The organism is Thalassospira sp. CA1, assembly GCF_059052855.1.
Window position 1 is genome coordinate 86,479 of the sequence record NZ_JBZCIA010000010.1, and the last position, 26,785, is coordinate 113,263.

The 26,785-nt window shown below is 55.9% G+C and carries 27 protein-coding genes; 15 read left to right on the plus strand and 12 right to left on the minus strand.

Going from position 1 to position 26,785, the window contains the following annotated elements; genetic code table 11:
* The first annotated feature begins 107 nt into the window (after nucleotides 1–107).
* The 4 genes from AC5Q5A_RS16045 (at nucleotide 108) to AC5Q5A_RS16060 (ending at nucleotide 5,173) form a co-directional block, all read left to right on the plus strand.
* Nucleotides 108–2,255, plus strand: a complete 2,148-nt coding sequence (locus AC5Q5A_RS16045) for an RNA degradosome polyphosphate kinase (protein ID WP_493895886.1) — start codon at nucleotides 108–110, stop codon at nucleotides 2,253–2,255.
* A gap of 26 nt (nucleotides 2,256–2,281) precedes the next feature.
* The gene (gene ppx, locus AC5Q5A_RS16050; RefSeq protein WP_493895887.1) at nucleotides 2,282–3,763 is read left to right on the plus strand and encodes an exopolyphosphatase; all 1,482 of its coding nucleotides are present in this window, start codon (nucleotides 2,282–2,284) and stop codon (nucleotides 3,761–3,763) included.
* A gap of 97 nt (nucleotides 3,764–3,860) precedes the next feature.
* Complete coding sequence (locus AC5Q5A_RS16055) at nucleotides 3,861–4,202, plus strand: hypothetical protein (protein ID WP_493895888.1); 342 nt, start codon at nucleotides 3,861–3,863, stop codon at nucleotides 4,200–4,202.
* Nucleotides 4,202–5,173, plus strand: coding sequence for a DUF1835 domain-containing protein (locus AC5Q5A_RS16060; RefSeq protein ID WP_493895889.1), 972 nt, complete (start codon nucleotides 4,202–4,204; stop codon nucleotides 5,171–5,173). The genes AC5Q5A_RS16055 and AC5Q5A_RS16060 overlap by 1 nt, the downstream gene beginning before the upstream one ends.
* A gap of 23 nt (nucleotides 5,174–5,196) precedes the next feature.
* On the opposite strand, the gene AC5Q5A_RS16065 is transcribed toward AC5Q5A_RS16060, so the two are convergent.
* Entirely contained in the window at nucleotides 5,197–6,111 is a 915-nt protein-coding gene (locus AC5Q5A_RS16065) for a LysR family transcriptional regulator (RefSeq protein WP_493895890.1), read from the minus strand.
* 101 nt (nucleotides 6,112–6,212) lie between these two features.
* Here AC5Q5A_RS16065 and AC5Q5A_RS16070 point away from each other — a divergent pair, with 101 nt between their 5' ends.
* Entirely contained in the window at nucleotides 6,213–7,079 is an 867-nt protein-coding gene (locus AC5Q5A_RS16070; protein WP_493895891.1) for an SDR family oxidoreductase, read from the plus strand.
* A 315-nt stretch (nucleotides 7,080–7,394) separates the two neighbouring features.
* Here AC5Q5A_RS16070 and AC5Q5A_RS16075 read toward each other — a convergent pair whose 3' ends face one another.
* Both AC5Q5A_RS16075 and AC5Q5A_RS16080 read right to left on the minus strand, forming a co-directional pair.
* Nucleotides 7,395–7,859: a nuclear transport factor 2 family protein gene (locus AC5Q5A_RS16075; RefSeq protein WP_064780559.1), complete on the minus strand. Its 465-nt coding sequence runs from the start codon at nucleotides 7,857–7,859 to the stop codon at nucleotides 7,395–7,397.
* Nucleotides 7,860–7,965: 106 nt separating this feature from the next.
* Nucleotides 7,966–8,514 carry a carboxymuconolactone decarboxylase family protein gene (locus tag AC5Q5A_RS16080; protein ID WP_493895892.1) on the minus strand — a complete coding sequence of 183 codons (549 nt, stop codon included), beginning with the start codon at nucleotides 8,512–8,514 and terminating at the stop codon, nucleotides 7,966–7,968.
* Nucleotides 8,515–8,689: 175 nt separating this feature from the next.
* Between AC5Q5A_RS16080 and AC5Q5A_RS16085 the strand changes: the two genes are divergently transcribed.
* Entirely contained in the window at nucleotides 8,690–9,268 is a 579-nt protein-coding gene (locus tag AC5Q5A_RS16085; RefSeq protein WP_493895893.1) for a TetR/AcrR family transcriptional regulator, read from the plus strand.
* Nucleotides 9,269–9,345: 77 nt separating this feature from the next.
* Here AC5Q5A_RS16085 and rnd read toward each other — a convergent pair whose 3' ends face one another.
* From rnd to AC5Q5A_RS16120, 7 genes are all read right to left on the minus strand, one after another.
* Nucleotides 9,346–10,509: a ribonuclease D gene (rnd, locus tag AC5Q5A_RS16090; protein WP_493895894.1), complete on the minus strand. Its 1,164-nt coding sequence runs from the start codon at nucleotides 10,507–10,509 to the stop codon at nucleotides 9,346–9,348.
* 116 nt (nucleotides 10,510–10,625) lie between these two features.
* Entirely contained in the window at nucleotides 10,626–11,714 is a 1,089-nt protein-coding gene (locus AC5Q5A_RS16095; protein ID WP_493895895.1) for a succinylglutamate desuccinylase/aspartoacylase family protein, read from the minus strand.
* 17 nt (nucleotides 11,715–11,731) lie between these two features.
* Complete coding sequence (rimK, locus tag AC5Q5A_RS16100) at nucleotides 11,732–12,637, minus strand: 30S ribosomal protein S6--L-glutamate ligase (protein WP_064780554.1); 906 nt, start codon at nucleotides 12,635–12,637, stop codon at nucleotides 11,732–11,734.
* Nucleotides 12,638–12,769: 132 nt separating this feature from the next.
* Entirely contained in the window at nucleotides 12,770–13,270 is a 501-nt protein-coding gene (locus AC5Q5A_RS16105) for an ATP-dependent zinc protease family protein (protein ID WP_008891259.1), read from the minus strand.
* 90 nt (nucleotides 13,271–13,360) lie between these two features.
* Nucleotides 13,361–14,083: an HdaA/DnaA family protein gene (locus tag AC5Q5A_RS16110; RefSeq protein WP_493895896.1), complete on the minus strand. Its 723-nt coding sequence runs from the start codon at nucleotides 14,081–14,083 to the stop codon at nucleotides 13,361–13,363.
* Between the two features lie 35 nt (nucleotides 14,084–14,118).
* A complete protein-coding gene (locus AC5Q5A_RS16115) occupies nucleotides 14,119–15,213 on the minus strand; it encodes an AI-2E family transporter (RefSeq protein WP_064780553.1) in 1,095 nt (364 codons plus the stop codon).
* A 40-nt stretch (nucleotides 15,214–15,253) separates the two neighbouring features.
* Nucleotides 15,254–16,378 (minus strand): DUF2066 domain-containing protein, encoded by a 1,125-nt coding sequence (locus tag AC5Q5A_RS16120; RefSeq protein WP_493895897.1) that lies wholly within the window; start codon nucleotides 16,376–16,378, stop codon nucleotides 15,254–15,256.
* Nucleotides 16,379–16,736: 358 nt separating this feature from the next.
* On the opposite strand from AC5Q5A_RS16120, the gene purM reads away from it, so the two are divergent.
* From purM to AC5Q5A_RS16140, 4 genes are all read left to right on the plus strand, one after another.
* On the plus strand, nucleotides 16,737–17,810 hold the full coding sequence (gene purM / locus AC5Q5A_RS16125; RefSeq protein ID WP_493895898.1) for a phosphoribosylformylglycinamidine cyclo-ligase: 1,074 nt from the start codon (nucleotides 16,737–16,739) through the stop codon (nucleotides 17,808–17,810).
* Nucleotides 17,798–18,472: a phosphoribosylglycinamide formyltransferase gene (gene purN / locus AC5Q5A_RS16130; protein WP_493895899.1), complete on the plus strand. Its 675-nt coding sequence runs from the start codon at nucleotides 17,798–17,800 to the stop codon at nucleotides 18,470–18,472. The genes purM and purN overlap by 13 nt, the downstream gene beginning before the upstream one ends.
* A gap of 178 nt (nucleotides 18,473–18,650) precedes the next feature.
* Nucleotides 18,651–19,049: a hypothetical protein gene (locus AC5Q5A_RS16135; RefSeq protein ID WP_493895900.1), complete on the plus strand. Its 399-nt coding sequence runs from the start codon at nucleotides 18,651–18,653 to the stop codon at nucleotides 19,047–19,049.
* 143 nt (nucleotides 19,050–19,192) lie between these two features.
* Nucleotides 19,193–19,321, plus strand: a complete 129-nt coding sequence (locus AC5Q5A_RS16140) for an aa3-type cytochrome c oxidase subunit IV (protein ID WP_493895901.1) — start codon at nucleotides 19,193–19,195, stop codon at nucleotides 19,319–19,321.
* 54 nt (nucleotides 19,322–19,375) lie between these two features.
* Here AC5Q5A_RS16140 and AC5Q5A_RS16145 read toward each other — a convergent pair whose 3' ends face one another.
* Nucleotides 19,376–19,930 (minus strand): P-loop nucleotide/nucleoside kinase family protein, encoded by a 555-nt coding sequence (locus tag AC5Q5A_RS16145; RefSeq protein ID WP_493895902.1) that lies wholly within the window; start codon nucleotides 19,928–19,930, stop codon nucleotides 19,376–19,378.
* 333 nt (nucleotides 19,931–20,263) lie between these two features.
* On the opposite strand from AC5Q5A_RS16145, the gene AC5Q5A_RS16150 reads away from it, so the two are divergent.
* Together AC5Q5A_RS16150 and AC5Q5A_RS16155 are read left to right on the plus strand one after the other, a co-directional pair.
* Nucleotides 20,264–20,401, plus strand: a complete 138-nt coding sequence (locus AC5Q5A_RS16150; protein ID WP_114129841.1) for an aa3-type cytochrome c oxidase subunit IV — start codon at nucleotides 20,264–20,266, stop codon at nucleotides 20,399–20,401.
* Nucleotides 20,402–20,576: 175 nt separating this feature from the next.
* Nucleotides 20,577–22,628, plus strand: coding sequence for a methyl-accepting chemotaxis protein (locus AC5Q5A_RS16155; RefSeq protein ID WP_493895903.1), 2,052 nt, complete (start codon nucleotides 20,577–20,579; stop codon nucleotides 22,626–22,628).
* 106 nt (nucleotides 22,629–22,734) lie between these two features.
* Here AC5Q5A_RS16155 and ndk read toward each other — a convergent pair whose 3' ends face one another.
* On the minus strand, nucleotides 22,735–23,157 hold the full coding sequence (gene ndk, locus AC5Q5A_RS16160; RefSeq protein ID WP_008891250.1) for a nucleoside-diphosphate kinase: 423 nt from the start codon (nucleotides 23,155–23,157) through the stop codon (nucleotides 22,735–22,737).
* 427 nt (nucleotides 23,158–23,584) lie between these two features.
* On the opposite strand from ndk, the gene AC5Q5A_RS16165 reads away from it, so the two are divergent.
* From AC5Q5A_RS16165 to AC5Q5A_RS16175, 3 genes are all read left to right on the plus strand, one after another.
* Entirely contained in the window at nucleotides 23,585–25,492 is a 1,908-nt protein-coding gene (locus AC5Q5A_RS16165) for an ABC-F family ATP-binding cassette domain-containing protein (RefSeq protein ID WP_493895904.1), read from the plus strand.
* Nucleotides 25,493–25,797: 305 nt separating this feature from the next.
* Nucleotides 25,798–26,172, plus strand: a complete 375-nt coding sequence (locus AC5Q5A_RS16170) for a hypothetical protein (RefSeq protein WP_493895905.1) — start codon at nucleotides 25,798–25,800, stop codon at nucleotides 26,170–26,172.
* Nucleotides 26,173–26,482: 310 nt separating this feature from the next.
* Nucleotides 26,483–26,779, plus strand: a complete 297-nt coding sequence (locus AC5Q5A_RS16175; RefSeq protein ID WP_493895906.1) for a type II toxin-antitoxin system RelE/ParE family toxin — start codon at nucleotides 26,483–26,485, stop codon at nucleotides 26,777–26,779.
* Nucleotides 26,780–26,785 lie beyond the last annotated feature (6 nt).

Sequence of the window (26,785 nt, forward strand, 5' to 3'; positions counted from 1 at the left end):
AATTTAAGAAAATTGCACCCACCCAAGCAGTTATCCTATACTCCATTTGCAACCGGGAACTGTCGCATAAGTTCAAGGACGTTCCCTCAATCCGCAGGAGGCATAGCGTGACACACGCCGCTGCAGTTCAGTCAAGCGCGATCACCATTGATTCGGAAAGCCGCTTCATTAACCGCGAATTATCGTGGCTGGCATTCAACAATCGCGTTCTTGAAGAGGCCCAAAATACCGGCCACCCGCTGCTTGAAAGACTGCGTTTCCTGTCGATTTCGGCCAGCAATCTTGATGAATTCTATATGGTTCGCGTCGCCGGCCTCGTTGGGCAGGTCCGCGCCGGCATGACCAAGGTCAGTCAGGATGGCATGAGCCCGTCCGAACAGCTGCGCGCCATTACCTTTGATGCCAACCAGTTGATGCAGGATCAGCAACGCGTCTGGCGCCAACTCAGCAGCGAGATGGAAAAACAGGGCATCTCGGTCATTGATCAGGGCGACCTGACCCAGACCGACCGCAAATGGCTGGATGGCTATTTCACGCGCGAAATCTTCCCGACTCTGACCCCGCTTGCCATTGATCCGTCGCACCCCTTCCCGTTCATTCCCAACCTTGGCTTTGCTATCGTCATGCAGCTGTTTGATCCGGCGGACGGGCATAATATGCGCGGGCTTATTCCGGTACCGCAAAAAATCGGCCGGTTCCTCCGCCTGCCGGGCCGCAATGAACGTTATCTTCCGGTCGAACAGGCGATCTTGCTCTATCTTGGCAAGCTGTTCCCGGGCTTTGATATGATCGAACACGGTTTCTTCCGCGTCATCCGGGACTCGGACGTTGAAATCGAAGAAGAAGCCGAAGATCTGGTGCGCGTTTTCAAAACCGCACTGAAACGTCGCCGTCGCGGCAGCATCATCCGCCTTAAGGTCAACGCGGCGATGCCCGAAGACCTGCTTGATTTCGTCATTGATGAACTTGATGTCGCACTGGAAGAAGTCGTCAAGGTCGATGGCCTGCTCGGCGTTGTCGATGTCAAACAGCTGATCGATTCCGATCTACATCATGACTTGCTGTTCTCGCCCTATGCCGCACGTTATCCGGAACGGGTGCGTGACTTTGGCGGCGATTGCTTTGCCGCGATCAGCAAAAAGGATCTTGTGGTTCATCACCCGTTCGAAGATTTCGACGTGGTGGTGCAGTTCCTGCTTCAGGCCGCCCGTGACCCGGATGTGGTCACCATCAAACAGACCCTGTATCGCACCTCGGAAAACAGCCCGATCGTCAAGGCGCTGATTGCCGCGGCCGAGGCAGGCAAATCCGTCACCGCCATGGTCGAACTGAAAGCCCGCTTTGACGAAGAAGCCAACCTGCGCTGGGCGGCTGACCTTGAACGTGCCGGCTGTCAGGTGGTCTATGGTTTCCTTGATTGGAAAACGCACGCCAAGGTGTCGCTGGTGGTCCGCCGTGAAACCCACGGCCTTAAGACCTACACCCACTTCGGGACCGGCAACTATCACCCGATCACGGCCAAGTTCTATACCGATATCTCGTTCTTCTCGTGCGATCCGGCACTCGGGCGCGATGCGGCCAGCATCTTTAACTTCATGACCGGCTATGCCACCCCGCGCTCGCTTGAAAAAATCGCGATTGCCCCGCATACCCTGCGCCCGACCCTGCTCACCCACATCGATCAGGAGATCGAGAACTGCAAGGCCGGCAAGCCTTCTGGCATCTGGGCCAAGATGAACAGCCTGGTCGACCCGGTGGTGATTGATGCGCTTTATCGCGCAAGTCAGGTTGGCGTTCATATCGAATTGATCGTGCGGGGTATTTGCTGCCTGCGTCCTGGGGTTCCGGGCCTGTCGGAAAACATTCGCGTCAAATCGATTGTCGGCCGGTTCCTTGAACACTCGCGCATTGTTGTCTTTGCCAACGGGGCGAAGCTTCCGTCGCGCAAGGCCAAGGCGTTTATTTCATCCGCCGACTGGATGCCGCGCAACCTGAACCGCCGTGTTGAAACCCTGGTTCCGGTTGAAAATCCGACCTGTCAGCAACAGATTGTTGAACAGATCATGATTGCCAACCTGAAAGACACTGCACAAGCATGGCATCTGCAGCCGGACGGCTCTTATGAACGCTGCGAGGCCGATGAAAACGCATTTTCGTCGCACAAGTATTTCATGACCAACCCGTCACTTTCGGGCCGCGGAAGTGCGCTGGATCAAGCCGACCCGAATGTTCCCGTGCTACAGCTTGACGACTAAAGACGACCAACAGGTGCCAACATCTTATGCTGACTGACCAACGGGCTTCCAACCGCATCGCGATCATAGATGTTGGCTCCAACTCTGTGCGGCTTGTCATTTTTGATGGCATGACCCGCGCACCGATGCCGATCTTCAATGAAAAGGTCATGTGCGGCCTTGGCCGTGACCCAGAAAACACCGGTCGCCTCAATCCCGAGGGGGTGGAGCTTGCCGTGGTTGCCATGCACCGCTTTGCCAAGCTGTTGCGTGCGATGAAAGTCACCCATGTCGATGTACTGGCCACCGCTGCTGTGCGCGCTGCCAGCGACGGCAAGGAGTTCTGTGATCGCGTGGCATCGGAAACCGGTCTTACGGTCAAGGTGATTGACGGCCTTGAAGAAGCCCGCCTGTCGGCCCTTGGCATCATTTCCGGTGATCCGATGGCATCGGGCATCATGGGCGATATCGGCGGCGGGTCGCTGGAACTGGTTTTACTTGATCAGGGCGAGATCAAAAAACGTGTCAGTCTGCCCTTGGGTGCGATGCGCCTGCATACAGTCTTTGGCTCTGACCGGGCCCGTCTGACGGCTGAAATAAATCAGCACCTTGATACGGTCGATTGGCTGGCAGAGGGCAAGGGCCAACAGCTTTATGCCGTCGGCGGCTCCTGGCGATCAATTGCCAAGCTGTTCATTGCCCAGGAAAACTACCCGATTTCGGTTGTGCATAATCTTGCCATGCCGCAATCGGAAATGGCCGAACTGACCCATATCATTTCCCAGCAAAGCCGGGTATCGCTTGAAAAGATCGGCGGTGTGTCCAAACGTCGTATCGACAGCCTGCCGCATGCGTCGCTTGTCATGAACATGCTGATGACCCGCATGCAGCCAAAGGAAGTTGTCTTTTCAGGCCACGGGCTTCGCGAAGGTTGGATGTATGAAGTCCTGCCCGAAGATCTGCGTCAACGCGACCCGGTCCTTGAAGCCTGCTTCAGCTTTGCCGAAGACGGCGAACGTTTCCATCAGCACGGCGAAGAAGTCGCCCAGTGGTGTGCGCCGATCTTTTCCGAACTGCCGGTCAATATCGAACGGCTGCGTTTGGCCGCCTGTATCATCGGTGATATCGGCTGGAACGAACATCCCGATTACCGCGCAGAACAAAGCTATAACCGCATTCTGCGCCATCCCTATATCGACCTTAATCACCATGACCGCGTGTTCCTCGCCTACACCATCGGCTCGCGCTATACCGGCAATTTCAAGGGTGATGAGGCCAGCGACCGCATCCTCAGCGACGAGGACCGCCTGACGGGCCGTTTGTTTGGCCATGTCATTCGCCTGGGCCATACGCTGTCTGGCGGGGTCGAAGGCATCCTGCCGCAAACGCAATTGCTGCTCGAAGATGGCAAGCTGATCTTGCAATTCGAAAAGCAGGCATCGGCCCTGTATGGCGAAGTCGTTGAACAGCGTCTGTCGAAACTGGCCAAGCTGATGAACCGCGAAAGTGTTGTCCGCCTCGCCGAATAGAGTTCAGACGCGCACAATCAGACCGCGCATTTTATTGACGCCCCACACCAAAACCGGCACGATTATCGATCTCTTTTCTGATCAGGAGTGCCGTGTCATGACCGACACCAAACAGCCATCCGATCACACCGCGCGTGACATCGTCGGCGCACTGGCACATATGTCGTTTCAAACGCTTTGTCAGGAAATAACCGTTCTGCCAGATACCGACGACGACATTGAAAAGCTTCGCGCTGCGGCCCGTGATGATGAGAAATCACTGATTGACCTTCTGATTGCGCTGAGGTCTGCCCGACTTGGTGACATTGCCCCCTTGTTTGCCAATCCGGACGACGATCCGGCCAATGCCAAAATCGCCGCATCCGATGTGCCCGACAACATGCTCTCATTGCTAAGTGCCCTTCGGGCGAGCACGGGCGTCCCGATCCCAGGCGAATAATGAAACCGCTCGACACCCAAGCCACGCTGCATGTCCGTTGCGGATCCGATATCCGCGATGGCCTCAAGCAGGCAGGCTTCATCGGCGATTTTCTGGAATTCTCCGATCCGTTTTGTCAGGGCCCGGTGCCCGATCTGCCGCGCGATGCCTTCATCGAAACCCGTGCGGCCTTTATTGCCGGTGCTTACGACCTGCCAAGTGATGAAGCACTTGAACGCCTCAGGCGCGAATATGACGCGCTGGGTCGCCTTGGGCAGTATGACCATGTCGTGCTCTGGTTCGAACATGACAGCTACGATCAGCTGATTCTGGCCTTTCTGATGGATGCCATCGCCACCATCCAGCCCGAAACCAACATCGACGTCATCTCCGTCAATCACCCGCCCGCGTCCGAAACCATCGACCGCTTCATCGGTCTTGGCCAACTCTCCACCGATGGTCTGATCTGGTGCTGGAACACTCAACGCCAGCCGCTTAACAGCGACATGCTTACATTTGGCAGCAAAGTCTGGAAGGCACTGCGTCAAGACACCCCGAAAGATCTCCAAACACTTGCGGAAATATCCAGCGCGCCCCTGCCCCACATGCCAGAGGCCGTCAAACGCCATCTCGCCGAACTGCCCGACCCGCAAAACGGTCTAAGCCTGACCCAAAAACTCACCCTGCAAATCATCAAGGATCACGGCCCGCTCCCGGTCGGCAAGGTCTTTGGCCACCTGATGCGAAGCGTTGATCCGCTGCCCTATCTCGGCGATCTGATGTTCTGGTCAGAAATTCAGTGGATGATGGACTGCCAGGACCCGCTCTTCACCCGCACGCCCGCCACCCCCGAAATCAACTGGGCCGAACGCACCATCTCACTCACCAACACCGGCCACGAAACCTTGGCTGGCAAACGCAATTTCCTCGATAACTTTACCGGCACCCGTTGGGTTGGCGGTATCCAGATCAATCCGTCGGATGCGGTGTAACAAACACAATTTATCGCCTGCTGTTACCCCACTCCGCGCGACGCCCGGAAAATCTCGCCTCGAAGCCACTTATGCGCGGCATTGGCGGCATTTCGCACATGCCAGTATTGGGCAAAGCCATATTCCCGGAATTCAAACGGCAGATCGAACGTGCCAAAGCCCTGCATCATGGTGCCGGAAAGGCGCGATGGCAGGGTGGCGATGATGTCAGTACCCCGGATCAGGTTGGCGACACTGGCAAAGGTCGGCACCTGAAGCACTGTGCGGCGTGATCGGCCAAGGCCACGCAGAATGTCATCGATTTCCGAACTGTCATTGGCCCCGATCATCACGCGCGCATGACTGGCCGCACAATACCGGTCCAGCATATCGGGCGGCCCGTCGTGAAATGCCGGATCATAAAAGCACCGCATCCGTTCGCGAAACAGGCCCTGGCGGGCGATATCGCCATGCTTGCCCGACTGATCAATCGTGATCGCATGATCAATCGTGCCATCGCGCAGCCATTTGACCATGCGGTCTACCCCCGGCACCGATACGACCTGAAGCCGCACATCAGCAGAACAGTTTTGCAACCGCTTCATCAGGGCCGGCAGGATCACCGCCACCTCGTAATCATTAGCACCAAGCACAAAGCGCGCAGAATGATCGGCATTATCGGGATCAAACGCCACCACCCGGGTCAGGCCGCGCATCCCCTGCAACAACCCACGCACCTGCGGCGCAATTTCATCGGCATGTGCGGTTGGCGCAACTGATCTGCCTGACCGGACAAACAACGGATCGCCAATAATCTGGCGCAACCGATCCAGCCCGTGACTGACCGTCGGTTGCCCGACATCAAGGCGGTGCGCGGCTGCTGTCACCGATCCCTCGTCATAAATCGTCAGGAACAGCCGAAGCAGGCGATAATCAAGATCCAATTCATCGATTTTCATGTATAAGTATTATCATACCCATCGAATTGATCATATGCATTATTGGGTCCAGATTTCTCCCATGAACAGGCGATGCCTGACCCCTTAACGGAGAAACTGACATGACCATCCTCATTACTGGCGCCACCGGCCAACTCGGAAGCCTTGTTGTCAAACATCTGCTCGATCGCATCCCGGCAAGCGACATCGCGGTCAGTGTCCGCAAGCCGGAAAAGGCCGCAGACCTGAGCGCCAAGGGCATTGATGTCCGCGCGGGCGATTTCAATGACCTTGCCCTGATGACCAAGGCGTTCGCCGGTATTGACACAGCCCTTATCATCTCGGCCGAGGACGACAACGCAACCCGCATCAAACAACACCGCACCGCGGTCGACGCCGCCAAGGCCGCAGGCGTCAAACACATCGTCTATACCGGTATTGTCGATCCCAAGGCGGATGCCGATTTCACCTATTCGGCCATTCACCTTGATACCGAAAATTACATCCGCCAAAGCGGTCTTGCCTTCACCATTTTGCGCAACAGCTTCTATGCCGATCTTCTGCTGGCGGGTGTGCCGCATGCGCTTGAAACCGGGGACTTTGGCGCCCCGGCCGGTGATGCCAAAATCACCTATATCCCGCGCAATGACCTGGCAGAAGCCGCCGCCGTGGTTCTTGCCAAGCCGTCTGACCACGTGAACAAGATTTATGACCTGACCGGCACCAAGGGCGTAACCCATGCCGAAATCGCAGGCTATATCGCAGACGCCACCGGCAAGCCGGTCAAATTCGTCGATCTGCCCGCCGAAATCCATACCGGCATCCTCAAAAGCCTCGGCCTGCCCGACCATCTGGTTGAGGCCCTTTCGGGCCTTTATGTCGGGGCGAAAAAAGGCGACTACGAAACTGTCAGAAACGATTTCGAAACCGTGGTGGGCCGCAAACCACAATCGGTTCAAGATTTCATCAAATCCGCACTGGCAAGCTGACCCAAACCCATTACAAACACACAAAAAACGGGCCCCGAAAGGGGCCCGGCAAGTTTTCAGGGAGGCAGCAGAAACGGACCAAATGGTCCCTGACCTTCAGGGGGTAAAGGTCAGCAGAGAAGAGACAAAAAGCACAGCAGTCGAGGTAATCGAAAAAGCGATATATTTGATAATCATGTTCAGGTTCCTTTGCGGGGGGCGGGGGAACAGGCAAGACAGCACCGGGGACGTACCATCTTGCCTGCCGGGTAGAACGCGTTTCCGCCGAACTTTCCTGTCCATTGCCGGAACCGGAACATGGCGGGGTTATCGGGACTAAAGTCCCAGGTCTGACAGCCCCGGATGATCATCCGGACGGCGGCCAAGCGGCCAATGAAACAGCCGGTCTTCAGCCGAAATCGGCTTGTCATTGATCGATGCCACGCGATGGCGCATCAGGCCGTCTTCATCAAATTCCCAGTTTTCGTTGCCATAGGCCCGAAACCAGTTGCCGCTGTCATCGCGATATTCATAGGCAAAGCGCACAGCGATGCGATTTTCGTGAAACGCCCAGAGTTCCTTGATCAAACGGTACTCCAGCTCCTTGGCCCATTTGCGGGTCAGGAATTCAACGATGTTTTCCCGGCCCTCGAAAATCTCGGCGCGGTTCCGCCAACGGCTGTCTGGCGTATAGGCCAGCGACACCTTTTCGGGATCGCGGCCGTTCCAGCCATCCTCGGCCATACGGACCTTCTGTTTGGCGGTTTCGACGTTAAAAGGCGGAAGAGGTGGCCGTGACATCATCTGATCCTTTGGTGTTTGGTCGATAAAGGAACCCCGGTCGGCGCGCAGCAACATGCGGAGGGGGGAATGCCGACCGGGGGAGTTGCCGGAAGTGGACCCTGCCTTAGGCAGCAGAGGCATTCACCACCGGGAAATCAATCGGGGTATCAAAGGCTTCGTTGAGGTAATTGGTCAGGGTATTGAGCGCGACATGGGCCACGATCTCGACCAGTTCGGCCTCGCTGTAACCGGCAAGCTTGGCGGCACTGACGTCACCCTCACTCACCTGGCCACGGTTTTTGACCAAAGCGACGGCAAAGCGCACAGCCGCATCGGCCTTCTGATCGCTCGACGTGCCATTGCGGTTTGCCGCGATCTCGGCGTCATCAAGTTTGGCGATGTTTTTACCCAGATAGGTATGCGCCGACAGGCAATAGTCACAGCCATTAAGCTGTGCGACCGCAAGGGCAATGCGTTCACGGGTCTGCGGATCAAGCGCCCCTTTGGCAAGCGCCCCATTCAGACCAAGATAGCCCTCAAGGGCCGCCGGGCTGTTTGCCGTCAGACGAAACAGGTTCGGAACCGAACCGAGCATCTTGTTCACACCTTCAAGAAGCGGCTGGGAATCTTCCGGTGCAGCATCGATCGAAGCAGGCAGGGAAATACGGGTCATTGAAACTCTCCTAAACAAGTTCGGGTTGATCAGTGTTGAAAACATATATACAGACAGGTCTGTCTACTTGTCAAATATATTTTTGGAATGACCGTTCCTGCATCTGAAACGCTTGCAATTCTGCGGCTTTCCCGCCACAAGAATACAGACCGGTCTGACTATTGGAGTAAGAAAATTGAAGTCTAAACGCGACGTTCTCGTCGATACGGCCCTGCGTCTTTTCTATACACAGGGCTTCAACGCCACCGGAATCGACAAGATTCTGGCCGAGTCCGGCGTCGCCAAAATGACGATGTACAAACACTTCAAGTCAAAGGATGAACTGATCCTGGCCGCCCTTATGCGCCGCGATGAACAATTCCGCGACTGGCTAACCGCTGAAATGCAAAAGGCATCAACCAATCCGCGCGATCAGTTGCTTGCGATGTTTGATGCGCTCGAAGAATGGTTTCATGGTCGCGCCTTCAAGGGCATGGGCTTTTCCGGCTGCGCGTTTATCAACGCCTCAAGCGAGTTCGCCAAACTTGATCACCCGGCCCACCAGATCGCCGCCGAACACAAACGCTGCGTGCTCGAACATATTGCCGATCTGTGCACAAAGGCCGGCGCGCCCGATCCCAAACAACTGGCCGAACAACTCGCCCTTCTCAAGGAAGGGGCGATTGTCACAGCCCAGGTGCGCGGCATGCCCGAATCGGCCCAAATCGCCAAAACCATGGCAACCGCCCTGCTGGATGCCGCCCTGCCCGCCTGATCGTTTGGTCAAACCGGTTCAAAAACAAAAACGGGGCCATCGGGCCCCGTTTTTTGTTCATCACGACAATAAGCTACCTAGTCCTCAAGCTCGACAAAGACCACTTCGCCGTCTTTCAGCTTGAGGCCAAGCTGGCCGTGCTTGAGACGCAGCGCGTATTGCCCGAAAAGCTCGCGCCGCCAGCCACGCATGGCCGGAACATCGGCATTGTCATCAGCCGCGATATTCTGAAGATCGTCGCTTGATGCCACCAGACGCTGGGCAACGCCCTTTTCCTCGGCACAGAGTTTAAGCAACACCTTCAGAAGCTCCACCGTCGGGCCGATCCCGGCTGGCAGTTCAATGCGTTCCTTTGGCTTCGGCCACTGATCCTGCGGGCTATCAAGGGCTGCCTTGATCGCCTCGATAATTGCCTGCCCGGGTTTGGAGGTGCCAAAGTTGCGACCAACGCCACGGGTTTTATCAAGGTCCTTGTCGGTCATCGGCTGACGGGCAGCGATATCAAGCAAGGTATCATCGCGCAAAACCCGGTTGCGCGGCAGGTTCTTGCGCTGTGCCTCGGTCTCGCGCCATTCGCCAAGCGCACGCGCCACGGCCAGGAATTTCGGGCTGTTGGATCGGGTTTTAAGCCGCTTCCATGCCTCGGCCGGATCAATCGAATAGATCGACGGATCGGTCAGGCGTTCCATTTCTTCAAACAGCCAGACCGCACGGCCATTGGCCTCAAGGCGTTCGTGAAACGCTTCATAGATCACGCGCAGATGGGTCACATCCGAAAGCGCGTAACTGATCTGCTTGGTCGAAAGTGGCCGGCGCGACCAATCGGTAAAGCGCATCGATTTATCAATGCTCTTGCGCGCCACCTTGTTGACCAGCGTCTCATAGCCGACCTGATCGCCATAGCCGAGCACCATCGCCGCCACCTGGGTGTCAAACACCGGATGGGGGACCTTGCCCGACAGATGGACGAAAATCTCGATATCCTGGCGGGCGGCGTGAAACACCTTGACCACCGCCTCGTCCTGCATCAGCTCGAACAGCGGCGTCAGGTCAATGCCCTCGGCAAGCGGATCGACCGCAGCCCCGTTATCGGACGGCTCCGGACTTGCCAGCTGCACCAGACACAGTTGCGGCCAATAGGTCGAGTCCCGCATGAATTCGGTATCGACAGTGACATATTCGAACTTGCGCAATCTTTCACAGAGACTGCGAAGTTCTTCTGTAGTTGTAATTGGTTCCATGCCGACTGCTATAGCATTGCCTGCCACAATTCGCCAGTGGCTTCGATGCAGGGCTGATCTTCGCCGTATTCGGGCAACATATACCCCAAGGCGCTCCAGAGAATAGGGTCCTGACCCTAGATAATCTCGTCCTCATCCAGAAGCGGATCGGATTGCAGATGGGTTTCGATGGCGTCCATGCGTTCCTGGACTTCTGACGGGCGCTTGATCGACGCGATATGAAACAGCGCATCCCCCTGATTGACAATCGGGTGGTTGGTCCGCCCGATGATCAATCCTTCCTCGCGCACGATGACTTCTTCGTCACGCTGCCCGAACGGATCGGATACCGCCGCGGCCACATCCCCGGCCCGGACAAACTCCCCGGCCAGTTTGAAGGTCCGCAAAATGCCGCCCGCCGGTGCGCGCAGCCAATGGCTGTTGGAGGATTTGAACGACGGCACGCGCGGTTCGCGCACGGTGCGCTGCGATGTCATGCCCAGTTTGCGCATCACGCGCAAAACACCTGACACCCCGGCACGGATCGACATTTCATCAAAACGAAGCCCCTCGCCCGCCTCAAACAGCAGGATCGGCACGCCAAGCTCGCGCGCGGCCTCACGCAGTGATCCGTCGCGCAGCGGGCTGGTCAGGATGATCGGCGCGCCAAACGCCTCGGCATATTCCATGATATTCGGGTCATCTTCATTGACCCGGATCTGCGGCAAGTTAACCCGGTGAACTGCTGCTGAATGCAGGTCGATACCGAAATCGGATCTTTCGACAATTTCATGCAAAAACAAATGTGCCAGCTGTGCGGCCAGGGATCCGCGCGAATGCCCCGGGAAGCAGCGGTTCAAATCGCGCCGGTCAGGAAGATAGCGGGTGTTGTTAAGGAACCCGAATGCATTGACCACGGGCACGGCCAGCAACGTGCCGCGCATGCCGCGCAATGCGGTTGATTTCAAAACGCGGCGGATAACCTCCACCCCGACAATCTCGTCGCCATGGACAGCGCCACTGACGAAAATCACCGGACCCGGTCGTTTGCCATGCACGACATTGACCGTCAGATTGACCGGCGTGTGGTTGGACAAAAGCGAGATCGGGATATCAACAATCTGGCGCGTGCCCGGAGCAACCTTTTTCCCAGCGATTTCAAAATCAGGGGTCTTAGGGGTTCTGGGCGCTTTGCCTTTCCCCTTGGGTGATCCGGTTTCGCTCATGGTGATATCCCTTGTTCTTATCCCTTGCCTTTGGTCCGCACCTTACCGGGTTTGAAATCTTTTTCCATAAATTCAATGATCATGCCGGCAATGTCCTTGCCGGTTGCATTCTCAATGCCTTCCAGTCCCGGTGACGAATTCACTTCCATCACCACCGGACCGTGATTGGATCGCAGGATATCAACACCACAAACATTAAGCCCCATCGCCTTGGCGGCTTCAACGGCGGTCGAGCGTTCCTGCGGGGTGATGCGGATCGCACGCGACGAGCCACCACGATGGATGTTGGACCGGAAATCACCCTCCGCCCCTTTGCGCTCCATGCTGGCAACCACCTTGCCACCAATGACAAAGCAACGGATATCGCTGTTGCCGGCTTCCTTGATGAATTCCTGCACCATGATCGCAACATTGGCGCCACGAAACGCCTCGATCACGGATTTGGCGGATTTTTCGGTTTCGCCCAGAACCACACCGATGCCCTGTGTGCCTTCCAGAAGCTTGATCACTACCGGAGCGCCCCCCACGATCGACAGAACTTCATCGGTCTTTTTCGGGTCATGGGCAAAGGCCGTCACCGGCAGGCCAATGCCACGGCGTGCCAGGATCTGCAGCGAACGCAACTTGTCGCGCGACCGGCCAATGGCAACGGACTCGTTTAACGGATAAACACCCATCATTTCAAACTGGCGCAAAACCGCCAGACCGAACTGGGTCACCGACACACCGATACGCGGGATCACCGCGTCATAACCTGTAAGCTTGTCACCGCCGTAATAGATTTCCGGTTTCAGCGACGTGATGTTCATCGACACCCTGAGCGTGTTGATGATGTCCAACTCATGTCCGCGTGCTTCGGCCGCCTCGACCAACCGTTTGTGGGAGTAAAGGTTTGGATTGCGTGCAAGCATCGCGATTTTCATAAGATGTCCCCCAAGGTCGGCAAAACGAAGTGCGACCGGTATAATACCGGTGGCTGGCGAATGCGGAATTGTCAGAAAGCAAAACGCCCCAGTCGGATGTTAGTTCCGATCTCGGGCCGTTCTTCTGCGCGTCTATCTCTGTTCCGGCTTCCCTGCAAGATAAGATTTCGATGGCAGCACCAAAAATCTTCCTGCTTTCATCGCTGTGCGGCCCAAAAGCATGGGAAAGCCCATGATTGACCGGTTTGCCAGCGATACTTCAACTTTCAATTTGTGATGCCCAACCTGGATATGGGTGGCAATCACAAACCGTTCTTCGGCATTTCCATTCGAAGAGCGAATCTCGCGCATTTCAATCAGCGGCGCCAGACAATCGATCCGCCCATGCCCGTCCCCGCGATAATGCGGCAGGGTAAATGATACAAAATCCTGCCCGTCACGCACGACTTTCTTTGGATTAAGCGCATGCAGCGATGATGTTCGGGCCCCGGTATCAACCTTGGCCTTGATCAAGGGCACGCCAAGATCAGGAAGGCCGATCCATTCCCGCCACCCCAAAACATGTCCATCGGAAATCAGGGTATCGGTCTGGCTCTTAAGCGACGGTTTTGCTTTTACGCGTTGCGGGCTCACATGCAGCTTCCGGTTATTGAATGCAATCTGTTAGGTGGTGGTGATGATAACCTGTAACAACCTGATCGGCTTACGAAATTCGTTTCGATGTTACGATTGCGTGGTCATGTCATCCATGACACTGCGCACCAGCGGCAAGGTCACCGCCCGTTTTTCGGCCAGTGCCCGACGATCAATCGCTGCCACCAATTGACTTAACGCCGCAAAGGATCGCTCGATCCTTGGCAAAACATAACTGATGATTTGCGGGCTGGCCGGGATTTGCCGGTCGGCAAACAGCTTGATCAGAAGTCCGACAATCAAATCATCATCCGGCGGGGAAATCTCGCACACCAGCGCCGCCCCCAGCCTTGATTTCAGATCGGGCAAATCAATCTGCCAGCGCGATGGCGGCTGGCTTGCGGTCAACAACAAATGGCCACCGCGCTCCTTCAGCATATTGTAAATATGGAAACAGACGGTTTCATCAAGGCCCGCGCCGGCCACAAGGTCCGCATCCTCGATCACAAGACCGGTGGCATCGCCCAGAAGCGCGTCGGGATTGATCCCGTTCAACTCCGATGCCGCGACCTGCAACGCACCGGATCTTGCCCGCCACACTTCTGCCAGATGACTTTTGCCGCATCCCTTTGGCCCATACAGGCACAAGGCCGGGGCGGGCCATTTCGGCCACTGGTCGATCCACGCCACCGCCTCGCTATTGCAATCGGCGACCATGAAATCATCACGGCCAAGTGCCGGGCGCATTTCAAGCGCCAGCGGCAATTGCTGCGGGTCGTTATCTTTGTCCGGCTTGGATGTCACCCGGGTCACAGTAAACTCAATTTGCTGATCTCGATCTCTGGGGTCTATTTCTCGGTCTCGGTCGTGGCATTGTTGCCAGCGTCCGGTCCGTGATCATAAAGCCTGCTATCGAGATACTGCCTTAAGCCATAACGTACAAGCACGCCGATCACGGCGGCCACCGGCACGGCCAGCATCACGCCAAGAAGTCCGAACACCGCACCCCCGGCAAGCAAGGCGAACATCACCCAAACCGCATGCAGCCCCACCTTGTCGCCCACAAGCTTGGGGGTCAGGAAATTGCCCTCAAGCACCTGACCGATCAAAAACACCAGCGCCACCAGGCCAAGATCAAGCCCAAAGCCAAACTGGGCCAGCGCCACACCCATGCCAACCGCAAAGCCGGCAATCATCCCGAAATAGGGTACAAAGGACACAAGCCCGGTCATCAAACCAATGACAAAGCCAAACTCAAGCCCCGCCAGCGTCAGGCCAAGCCCGTAAAACAGGCCAAGCAATATGCACACCGTCGCCTGCCCGCGGACAAACCCGGCAAGGGTTTCGTCAATCTCGCTGACACACTGGCGGATATCCTTGGCCGACCGCCTCGGCAAGTAACTGTCCACCTTGGCAACGATCTTGTCCCAGTCACGCAGCAGGTAAAACGACACCACCGGCGTAATGAACAGCAAGCTCAGGAAGTTCAAAAGTGCCAACCCGCCCGAAAGCACATTGGTCAGAACATTACCGACCCATTTAAGCGCATTGGCACTCTGTCCCTTGATCGCATCCGATACACTTTGCAGGGTCTCCGGTGCGACGCGATCAAGCACATTTTGCAAATACGGCGCGACATTGGTGCGCAACGTATCGACATAGCCCGGAAACCGTTCAAGAAAGCCTGCCAACTGGCTGCCGATCATCGGCACGACGATCAACATCACCAGAATGAACACAAGGAAGAAAAGGAACGTGATGATGCTGGTCGCAATCACCCGGCTGGCCCCGCGTTCCTCAAGCCGGTCGGCAAGTGGATCCAGGAAATAGGCAATCGCCATCCCGGCCACGAACGGCAACAGGATGCCCGAAAACAGCCAGATCAGGAAAAAGAATCCAACAACAAAGATCAGCCAGAAACGTGCTTGCTGTCGTAATGTCATTCCCCGGCCCCTGTTAAACTGTCCCTGTCCTGCAAAAGGTTTATCCGCCTAACGACAGCCCCTGCAAACGATCCGCGCCGCTTGGCTGGATGAACCAAAGTTCCCCCATCCGCGACAGGCTCAGGTTCTGCTGATTAAGCGCTGTCTGCAACTGATCGGTCGATCCGACATATTCAATCGATACCTGCACTTCGCGCGTCGACATGGCAATCACCCGGGAATTGCGCACCACCGGAAGCCCGATCAGCTTGTTCTCAATCCCCGCCCAGTCCGCAAGACCGGTAATCGGGATAAACACCATCAGGTTACCACCCGTGCTGTAATTGATCAGGTTGGCGCGTTTCCAGCCATCAGCCAGTTGCTCCTGCACCGACTTGGCGGCGCGCACCAGCGTTTCGTTCAATGTCTCGCCCGCTTGCGTCTTTTCCTGCACGCCGAAAATCTGCGGTGCGCCATTGGGTTCATAGCGGGTCACGGAAACATCAACCGTCTCGCCGCCCTCGGGCCCGCTGACCTCGGCACTGGCCACAACAGCCACATCCGCGCCATAACGCTTGGCAAGCTGGGACAGACGTTCCATCGATCCGCTTTCGGCCTGCTCGGCCGAGACGGTGCTGATATCGGTCAGATCACCAATCGGTGCCTTGATCGGCACCAGTCCCGATGTCGCGATATTGCGCGCCCAGACATCGCGCCACGGATTGGGATCATCCCACAGATTGACGAAATTATTCGTGCGATAGACCGGCACGATCATCACCGGTTTGGACTGCAATTCGGCAAATGAAATATCACGGAACCGCAAGAACCGGCGAAGCTCGTCATCCTTGAAGCGCACGGTCATGTCCGCGATATAGCGCACCGATGATGTCTTTTCGTTCGACACCCCGAAATCGCGCACCATATTGATAATCGTTGATGTATCGGGCATCGCAAGCCCGGCGCGATCTTCGGGCAGGGTCAAGCGGGCAACCACTTCTTCAAACGCCTTGCGCTGACCGATTTCAAGTGCACGCTCGCGCGCAGCAGCGGCGGTTTCGGCGCGCTCGTCAACATGAACACCGCTGACGGTGAAAATGTCCTGTGCCGCGACCGGAAAGGCCATAATGGCTGCTACCGTGGCGGCACCCGCCCACATCTTGATGTTTTTCAATGAAGTAAGCACGTATGCCTCTTTGCCCTAATCGTGTCTTGTTGCATTATTCTATAACGCTCTTTGTGGCATGTTGAACGCATTCTGCAAAGAAAACTCTGTCATGCGCAGGTGATCATTGCATATTGCCCGCGTTTGAGTATTTTCGGCCCAGCGGAAATTATCAAGCCCGCGTTTTTTATCAGCAGGATCGCGTCATCCTCTATATCTGATTAAAGGCGTCAGTAAGGCGGATTGGTCAAACAGCAGGTTCCCTGCGACCCGGACCGCAATACGACAGGTGCCCGTCGATTGGACGTCTATACGTGCTGATGAAAAACGCGGTTTTGCCGCCTTTTATTCATGCATGTTTGATGCCAGGGACCCCGAAATGACCACCTCTAACGGCCTTACCTATAAGGACTCCGGTGTCGATATCGATGCCGGGAATGACCTTGTCGAACGAATCAAACCGCTTGCAAAAGCAACAACCCGTTCCGGTGTTGCCGGTGGTCTTGGCGGCTTTGGCGCCCTTTTTGATCTGAAGGCTGCCGGATATAACGACCCGGTTCTGGTATCCTGCACCGATGGTGTCGGCACCAAGCTCAAAGTCGCCTTTTTGGCCGACAAGCATGACACGGTCGGCATCGACCTTGTCGCCATGAGTGTTAATGACCTCGTCGTTCAGGGCGCAGAACCGCTTCTGTTCCTCGATTACTTCGCAACCGGCAAGCTTTCGGTCGATAACGCCGCAAGTGTCGTTGGCGGCATTGCCGAGGGCTGCAAACAGGCGGGTTGTGCGCTGATCGGTGGCGAAACCGCCGAAATGCCCGGCATGTATGCCGACGGCGAATATGATCTGGCCGGTTTTGCGGTCGGTGCGGCCGAACGCGGCGAACTGCTTGATGGTTCCAACGTGGCCGAGGGCGACGTTATCCTTGGCCTCGCCTCAAGCGGCGTTCATTCCAACGGCTATTCGCTGGTGCGCAAGGTTGTCGATATGGCGGGCCTTGGCTACGGCGACGAAGCCCCGTTCGCACCGGGCAAAACCGTTGGCGAAGCCCTGCTTGAACCGACCAAGGTTTATGTCAAAAGCTGCCTGGCCGCGCACAAGGCCGGTCTGGTCAAGGCGCTTGCCCACATCACCGGTGGTGGCCTGACCGAAAACGTTCCGCGCGTTCTGCCCGAAAACCTGACCGCTGTGTTTGATGCCAGCACCTGGGAATATCTTCCGGTATTTAAATGGCTCGCCAAACAGGGCGGCATTCCGGCGACCGAAATGGCACGTACCTTTAACTGCGGCATTGGCATGTGCGTCGTTGTTCCGGCCGACAAGGCCGATGAGGCCGAAGCCATCCTGCGCGAGCACGGCGAAACCGTCAGCCAGATCGGTGTCATCGGCCCGCGTGCTGGCGATGGCCCGCAGGTCGTGATCAAAAACATGGGCCCTTCATGGGAAAAGTAAACAAGTTGAAGCTCGCCGTTCTGATTTCAGGCGGCGGGTCCAACCTGCAAGCCATCATCGATGCCTGCAAGACGCCCGACTACCCGGCCGAAATCGTGCTGGTCTTTTCCAACCAGCTTGATGCGGGCGGGCTTGAACGCGGCCGTCGTGCGGGCATCCGGTCGGAGGCCATCTCGCACAAGGGTTATCCCGGCGGACGCGAAGCCTATGACAATGCCGTCAGCACCCTGATCGAAGAAAGTGGTGCCGACCTTGTCGTTCTGGCCGGTTACCTGCGTCTGGTGAGTGAAAGCTTTGTCACCCGCTGGAAAGACAAACTGATCAACATCCACCCGTCGCTTCTGCCAAGCTTCAAGGGTCTTGGCGTGCATCAGGCCGCCCTGGATGCCGGGGTGAAATTCGCTGGCTGCACCGTGCATTACGTCGTCCCCGAAGTCGATAGCGGCCCGATCATCGCCCAGGCCGTGGTTCCGGTCCTGCCGGGCGATGATGCTGGCAAACTGGCCCAGCGTATCCTCAAACAGGAACACCGCATCTACCCGCAGGTCATCCGCTGGATCGCCGAAGGCCGGGTTTCGGTTGACGCCAAGGGCATTGTGACGGTGGCCGACGCGCCCAAGGCCGACTTTGCCGAAATCAACCCGGCGCTCGAGCCCGGATGAAAGAACCTTTGGCGCTGGCTGCGCAGGTTTCTGAACGCATAAAGGGCGGGGCATAATCATGTGCCCCGCCTTTTTCTTGGCCTGCTGCCAGATCCGCAAACCGGGGTCATAATCTTTGCGCATTCTGATGCTGTTATGGGCTTACCAAATGCCACCACCGCCACGGAAAACCGATATCATGATGCGCAAGCTCTTAGGACTGATCATCCCTCTCGCCCTTTTGGCCATGCTCGCCAGTCCTGCACTCACCAGTCCTGCACTGGCCGATTCCGATCCGGAACTGGATTCCTACAAGGCCGATATGCAAACAGGTGAAAAATCCTGGCGGGCGCAAAAATGCGCTGTCTATCAGGAAACCCGGGATGAAATGCTTGATGAAATTCCGCGCGGCGCACTCAGCCCCGAATTTGCCAAGGCCGAAGAAGACTATATCGAAAATGGCTGTGCCGGCCGCGCCTATGCCTGCCCGAAATCCAAGACGGAACTCGACTATGCCAACAAGATGTCGTTCGCGATGATGAGCCACGGGCTTTCGGGTACCTTCCTGCCCTATGGTTGCAAATCGAGCATCCAGTAACCCCTTGGGATCAAAGGTGAACCACAACAGGTGTGAAGTCGGTCAAATGTCTAACATCTATGGTTAATCTGCATCTTGCACTGCATCAACTTCGTGGATATACATTTGAACAATCCCAAAATATCCAATCCAAGGAGGCAAATTTGCAGGGTAACGATTACGAACTGACTGAAACCCATGTCAGCATCTATCACGGCTACACCAACTTCGTGAAATGGGGCACCCTCTCGATCATTGCCCTGCTGGTGTTGATGGCAATTTTCCTTCTGTGATTTGCCTGTTGCGAAAAACTAAAAGCTGCCGTTTTCCGGCAGCTTTTTTTATGCTCAAAGCGTATCTGTCTCATAGCGCACAATATTAAACCCTTCCTCCGCGCTTGGCGGGACAAAGGCCGCATTGATCTGATGGAATTGCGCGTCACTGGCTGCGAACTGATGGGTTCCGGCCCGGTTGCGCACCCGAAGACGGTTGATGCACACCGCGTCCTGCATATCAAGATAATGTAAAACATGATCGGCCCCGGCATCGTCAAGGATGCCCCGCATCCAGCGCCTGAGGCCAACTGTATTGGCCGGAAAATCCAGCACCACCGAAACACCCGCGCGCAGCACCATCGCCACATGCGGCCCCATCACGCTGCGCAATTTGTCCGATAGCCGGACATAATCCGCAACCGAGCACATCTGATCACCAAAAAGCGTCGAGAGCCATTCATCCTCGGCAATCAGAACCGTGCCGGGCTTGCGCGCCAGTTCGGCGGCAAGGGTTGATTTACCCGCAGCAATCTTGCCACACAGCAAATGAAGGGTTCCGACCTTGGTGCCGTCTTGCGGCATCAAGGATCGCTCGGCTGGTTGTAACGCTGATAGGGGCTTGGTCATTGTCATCTCCCGGATTGCACATCGCTGGTCTGGCCGGGAGACAGCCACAAAAAAAACCCGCCTCGCCGGCGGGTGGGTCTCATTTGGTCAAAACGTCGCTACCCCGCCACTCTATGAGAGGCGGTAAAAATTCGTACCGATTTCTGGGTCAAAACGTTTTCCATGCGCAAATACTGCCACACGCAACACCACCTTGTCCATCCGGTTGAACAGATGAAAACAGTCAACAACATCAAAGCAATTCACCCTTGAGTTGATTTGCGCTACCATCACCTTGTTGTCTTGCGTGATAACAGCAAACCAAACAATGGTCCCAACAACAGGGAGGAAACAATGCAAGGAAGCGATTACGACGAAGGCCTGGTGCACCACCACGAGGAAGGCTGGCACCACTGGACAAAATTCATGCTCTGGAGCGTGATCTCGATCGGGGTTCTCCTGCTGCTGATGGCCGCATTCCTGATCGACTAAACTCGCCTCAATTCCCTTTTATGCCGTAATTGAGCTGCCCGCTTTGCACGCCGCAAACGGGCAGCTTTTCTATGTTTTCACCGCAAAACATTGAAAAGAACGCCCCCCGGCCCAACCTCAAGACCTAACGCGCCACCAAATTGGAACCGCTCAAAAAACGTCTGGGGTGGAATCTATGCTCGACCGTTTTCGCATCAGCACAAGATTGATGATGGCCTTCATCACAATGGCACTCGTCACCACGCTTACCGGTGTTGCGGGCATTGTGTTCACCAAACTGCTGTCATCTGAAAGCAAAACCATCGCGGTCGATCTTGCGCCGCTGGGCGATGCCGCGATGGAAATCAAGCTCACCGCCACCAACGCCCATTTGCTGCTTGAAGAAATCATGGGCGGTGATACCTCCGAAGACATTAACGAGGTCTGGGCCCTTCTCGATGAATCGCGCTGGTACGCCACTGCGATCCTTGAAGGCGGCACCAATGACGAAGGAACCTTTGTCGCCTCCCAAAGTCCCGCTGTCCGCGCCCAGATCGAAGAGGTGCTTGTCGCCCTTGATACCCTGATCGCGGTCAGCGAACGCCGCTATGCCCGCATAGCCTCTCAGGAAGGTGTCGGCACCGGTGCAGATCAGCAATTCGACAGTCTCTATGAAAACCTGCAAACCGACCTTGGTAAGCTCCTCCCGCCGCTCCGCCAAGGTACTGATCCTGCCGCCCTTGCCGCCATCGAAAACGTTGGCGAGGCCCGCTATCGTCTGGCCAACGGCCACCTGTTTCTCGAAGAACTTCTGAGTGGTGATCCCGAACTGACCTATGACGGGGTTGCCGAAAACTTCACCGAAGCCCGCAACCGCATCACCGCGATCAATATCCCGGTGCTGTCCGATCAGACCACCAAGCTTGCCAATGATATCAACGCACTTGCCAACACCGCCAAGACGCGCGCGGACAATACCCTTGCCAATCTGAGTGCTGATGCCGAGGCCGATGTCGAATTTGATGCCAGCTTCGAACGTTTCATAAGCCTTGCCGACGCGGCTGAAGAAATCGTTCATGACGACATGGATGCCGGCCTGTCGGGCATGGAAAGGCAAATCACCCTGTCCGAAGCCACGATGATCACAGTCACCATTGTCGGCTTTGTTCTGGCCATCCTGTTTACCATCGGTGCACGCCGCGGGATTGTCTATCCGATCACGCGTCTTGCCGATGACATGGGCAAACTGGCCGGGCGCGACATCAATGTCGACATCCCCTATGTCCGTGCCCAAACCGAAATCGGCGACATGGCCCGCTCCGTTCAGGTTTTCAAGGACAATATGATTGCCTCTGACAAAATGACCGCCGAAAAGGAGCAGGAACAAAAGGCCCTTGATGCCGCCAATACCGCCCGCCTCGCATCGATCAAGAAATTCGATGGTGAAATCAGCCGCATTCTTGGCTCTGTGACCGGATCGGTCGGCACCGTCAAGGATACCTCCGACAATCTCAACGAAACCGCGGATATCAACGCCGCCATGGCAAACGACGTCAATCAGGCATCGTCGGAGGCCAACCGTAACGTCCAAACCGTTGCATCGGCGGCTGAAGAACTCAGTGCCTCGATCAATGAAATTCGTGCCCAGGTCGACCGCTCGCTTGAGATTTCCGGCAGTGCAGTTTCCCAGGCCGAACACACCAACCAGCTGGTCGAAGGTTTGGCCGTATCTGCCGCCAAGATCGGAGAGGTACTTGGGCTTATTTCCGATATTGCCGAACAGACCAACCTGCTGGCCCTTAATGCCACGATTGAGGCGGCCCGCGCAGGCGACGCTGGCAAGGGCTTTGCCGTTGTCGCATCCGAGGTCAAGAACCTCGCCAATCAAACCGGCAAGGCCACCGATGAAATCGGATCACAGATCACCGGTATTCAGGATGCCACCAAACAATCGGTCGATGCCATCAAGGGCATCACTACCGTTATTTCCGATATGAGTGAAATCGCATCATCAATTGCCGCTGCCATCGAACAACAGGGTGTCGCCACCGCCGAAATTGCCGCCCGCGTCCTTGATGCCTCGGACGCAACCAGCAAGGCGTCCGATCAGTCTGACAGCATTCAGTCCGCGGCCGAGCAAAACCGTGCACGCGCATCCGAACTGGCCAAGGCCGCCCACGAACTCGCCTCTGGGTCAAACGCGCTGCGCCAGTCGGTCGATACCTTCCTAGATGATGTGCGCCAATGATCCATCGCGTTTCGCACAATCACCAAACATTACCGTAAAACAAAAAACGCCCCGCAACTTGCGGGGCGTTTCATGCCGGAAAAACCGGTAATTCGGTATTCTTGGCTTAGCCGACGATTTCGGTCTGAGCGAAGAAATATGCAATTTCGATTGCAGCGTTTTCGAGCGAGTCCGAACCGTGGACCGAGTTCGCTTCGATGGATTCTGCAAACTGTTTGCGGATGGTGCCTTCCTCGGCATTTGCCGGGTTGGTTGCGCCCATTACTTCGCGGTACTTAACGACGGCATCTTCGCCTTCGAGAACCTGGACAACAACCGGGCCAGAGACCATGAAGTCTACCAGCTCGCCAAAGAACGAACGTTCTTTGTGAACTGCATAGAAACCTTCAGCCTGAGCGCGGGTCAAAGCGACGCGCTTCTGTGCGACAATGCGCAGGCCAGCTTCTTCGATGACGGCATTGATTTTGCCAGTCAGGTTGCGGCGCGTTGCGTCCGGCTTGATGATCGAAAGAGTGCGTTCGACAGCCATTGGTTTCACCTAAGCTTTGTAAAAATTCGTTACCCCCAAAGAGGGCCCCCAAGAAGCCCCCCGAGTACAAAGGGCCTGCGGAAGATAAAGGCGGCACCAAAGACCGCCCTTATCATCCACAGACCCGAAGGTTGGCGCTATATAAACGGGGTTGGATCGCAACGCAACACATAGTTCTACCGCTGCAAACCAGACCTGCAGCCGTTGCATTCACCCGTTTCGCCTGCAAAACGCCCCCAAAAGGCATGAAACTGCGATTTAACGCCGGTTTTGCCCGGATCTGTCATCGAAATCACACCGGCCATGACAATTTGAAGAATCCTTGCGTCAAACACGCTCCTGCCCTATTGAAAGCACAGAAATCCTTGCGATTCCCCCTAAACTGCGCCCAAAGCGCCCGCAAACCAGTTCAAGAGACCAACCGAAAATGCTGCAAATTACCGACCTCACCTATCGCATTGGCGGACGTGTCATTCTTGACCGGGTATCGCTGACCATCCCGGATGGCCACAAGGTCGGCCTGATCGGGCGCAATGGTGCGGGGAAATCGACCCTTCTCAAACTGATCTCGGGCGACCTGCCCGGCGATGGCGGCGATATTGTCCTCTCCAAACGGGCCCGCATGGGTGTGGTATCGCAAGAAGCCCCGGCAGGTTCGCGGTCGCTTCTTGAAACCGTGCTGGCGGCCGATACCGAACGCGCCGATTTGCTGGCAGAGGCCGAAACCACCACCGACCCGCACCGCATTGCCGAGGTCCATACACGCCTGGCCGATATCGAAGCTCATACCGCCGAGGCGCGTGCTGCCGCCATTTTGTCCGGCCTTGGTTTTGACGGCGATGCGCAACAACGCCCCTGTGATGATTTCTCGGGTGGCTGGCGCATGCGTGTGGCCTTGGCGGCCACCCTTTTCCTGCGCCCGGATCTGCTGTTGCTTGACGAGCCGACCAACCACCTTGATCTCGAAGCCACCATCTGGCTTGAAAACTATCTGATCAACTATCCCGGCACGATCATCCTGATCAGTCACGATCGCGATCTCTTGAACCGGGTGGTCAAATCGATTGCCCATCTGCATGACGGCACCGTGACCCTTTATGGCGGCAACTACGATAAATTCGCCAAGACGCGCCGCGAACAGATGGAACTGGCCTCCAAACATTACGAAAAGCAGATCGCCCAGCAAAAGCATCTGCAATCCTTCATCGACCGCTTCCGTGCCAAGGCCAGCAAGGCCAAGCAGGCGCAAAGCCGTGTCAAAATGCTTGAAAAAATGGGCCCGGCCATCCCGGTGGTCGAGGATCGCGGCATTTCCTTTGACTTCCCAAGCCCCAAGGAACTGCCACCGCCGCTGATCAACATCCATGATGGCGATGTCGGCTACGAAGAAGGCAAACCGATCCTGCGCAATATCAGCCTGCGCATTGATATGGATGACCGCATTGCCCTTCTGGGTGCCAATGGTAACGGTAAATCGACCCTGGCAAAGCTTCTGGCCGATCGCTTGCAGCTGATGTCGGGTGAAAAGCATTCCTCAAACAAACTGCGCATCGGCTATTTTGCCCAGCACCAGACCGACGAGCTGCGCGGCGATGAAACGCCCTATCAGCATATGGCATCCCTGATGCCCGATGTCATCGAACACAAGGTCCGCGCCCAACTCGGCCGCTTTGCCTTCGAAGGGGCGAAGGGCGACACCAAGGTCAAGGACCTCTCGGGTGGTGAAAAGGCGCGTTTGCTGTTTGCGCTGATGACGCTTGATGCCCCGCATATGCTCATCCTCGACGAGCCGACCAACCACCTTGATATCGACAGCCGCGATGCGCTTAACCACGCGCTCAACGCCTATGAGGGTGCCGTCATCATCATCAGCCACGATCCTTATCTGATCGAAGCCTGTGCGGATCGTCTGGTTCTGGTGGCGGACGGCACGGTCACATCGTTTGACGGCGACGTTGCCGAATACCGCCAGTATCTTCTCGATCGTGCGCGCATGGAACGCCGTGCCAACAAGAACGGCGGCGAAGACGGTAACGGCAACGGCAAACCCGCCAAACGCGACCGCAAGGCCGAACGCCAGCAGGCGGCTGAAAAACGCAAAGTCGCGGCCCCGATCAAACGCGAAGTCGAAAAGCTCGAAAAGCAGATGGAAAAGCTTTCCGAACGCAAAGCCGGCATCGAAGAAAAAATGGCCGACCCGACCCTCTACGAAGACGCCAACGCCCAGAAACTGGCGGACATCCAAAAGGAACTCGGCCAGATCGAAAACGAACTCGCCATGGTCGAACAGAAATGGCTCGACAAGCAGGAAGAATACGACGCGATGGTGGCGTAAGCCACCACCGCCCTCTCAAGCACGCCCCTCTCTCCCTCAAAAACCGTCATCCCCGCGAAAGCGGGGATCTCGCCCAAAAAACGCCGCTCTCCCAACTTTTTCTTCGTCATTTCCGCGCAGGCGGAAATCCATCCATGCGGTCCCCAAAAACGACAATCGTATTATCGGGAAAAGGGACTGTCTCCTTTTCTGCCCTTCTTTTCTGCCCTTTCAGCCGTGAAACTTGAGAAAAGGTCCGCAACCTTTATTCAAGCGCAAAAAACGTATATGATAAGAGTATAAACATCGGAAATGGCGGAGAACAAATGGGCACAGCACCTGAAATCACCGATAACATATTCGAACTCGTCCACAACTCTGTTCGAGTATGCCATCCCGAGGACGGGATTGATGTTGAGTTTTCAGTTTTCTCATCAGCAGAATCCTCCGTCAAAACTAACCCCAAATACTCAGAAGACCTTGGCTCTCTTTGGGTAAGGATAACGCCATCCGCTAGGGCTATTCTTACAAGCATCACGACAGAGCTTGTTGGCAACCGAGAGGCGATTGGAGCAAAAACAGATATCCAAAAGCTGGCAAAGGTCTCATCGAGAAAAATGACCCGTAAGACCAAGAGACATCCGTTAATCATAACCGCTGAAGATTTACTTGAGTTAAACTCGACAGAAGATGCGGCATAATCCAGATTACACGGCAACCACTTACCTCTCGCTGAAATGATAACCGCGGAAACGGGGACTGTCCCCTCTTCCCGTCATGCCCTTATGTATTTGAGCGGTTGAACAACAGCACCAAACCTCATGCAGTCAAAACTGGCCTCGAAAAGCTTGATCGGCGAAATAGGAGCATAAGGATTTCGTGAATTATGCGCCTAGTCTCAACCATTGTCGGCCATAAACCTCCAAACGCGACGCATTGATGAAATGACAATAACTTGATTATTGTCCCATTGAGCGGTACAATACCTCAAATTTGATGGAGCATAGCCGTGTGATTGGATCTTTTCGCGACAGGTGGCTTGAAGACTTTTTCGTCCTTGACCAGGCAGGAAAGAAAATTCCCGCCGATATCAATGCCCGATTGTTCCGAAAATTGCAGTTGATTGACGATGCCACATGCAGCAGCGATTTACGCATACCACCCAGTAACCACTTCGAAGCCTTGCAGGGCAAACTGACCGGCTATCATTCCATCCGAATCAATCGCCAATGGCGGCTGATATTTCGATGGGATGACGCCAAAGGCGAAGCAACTGATCTTTATCTCGACAATCACAGTTACCGATGAGGCCCC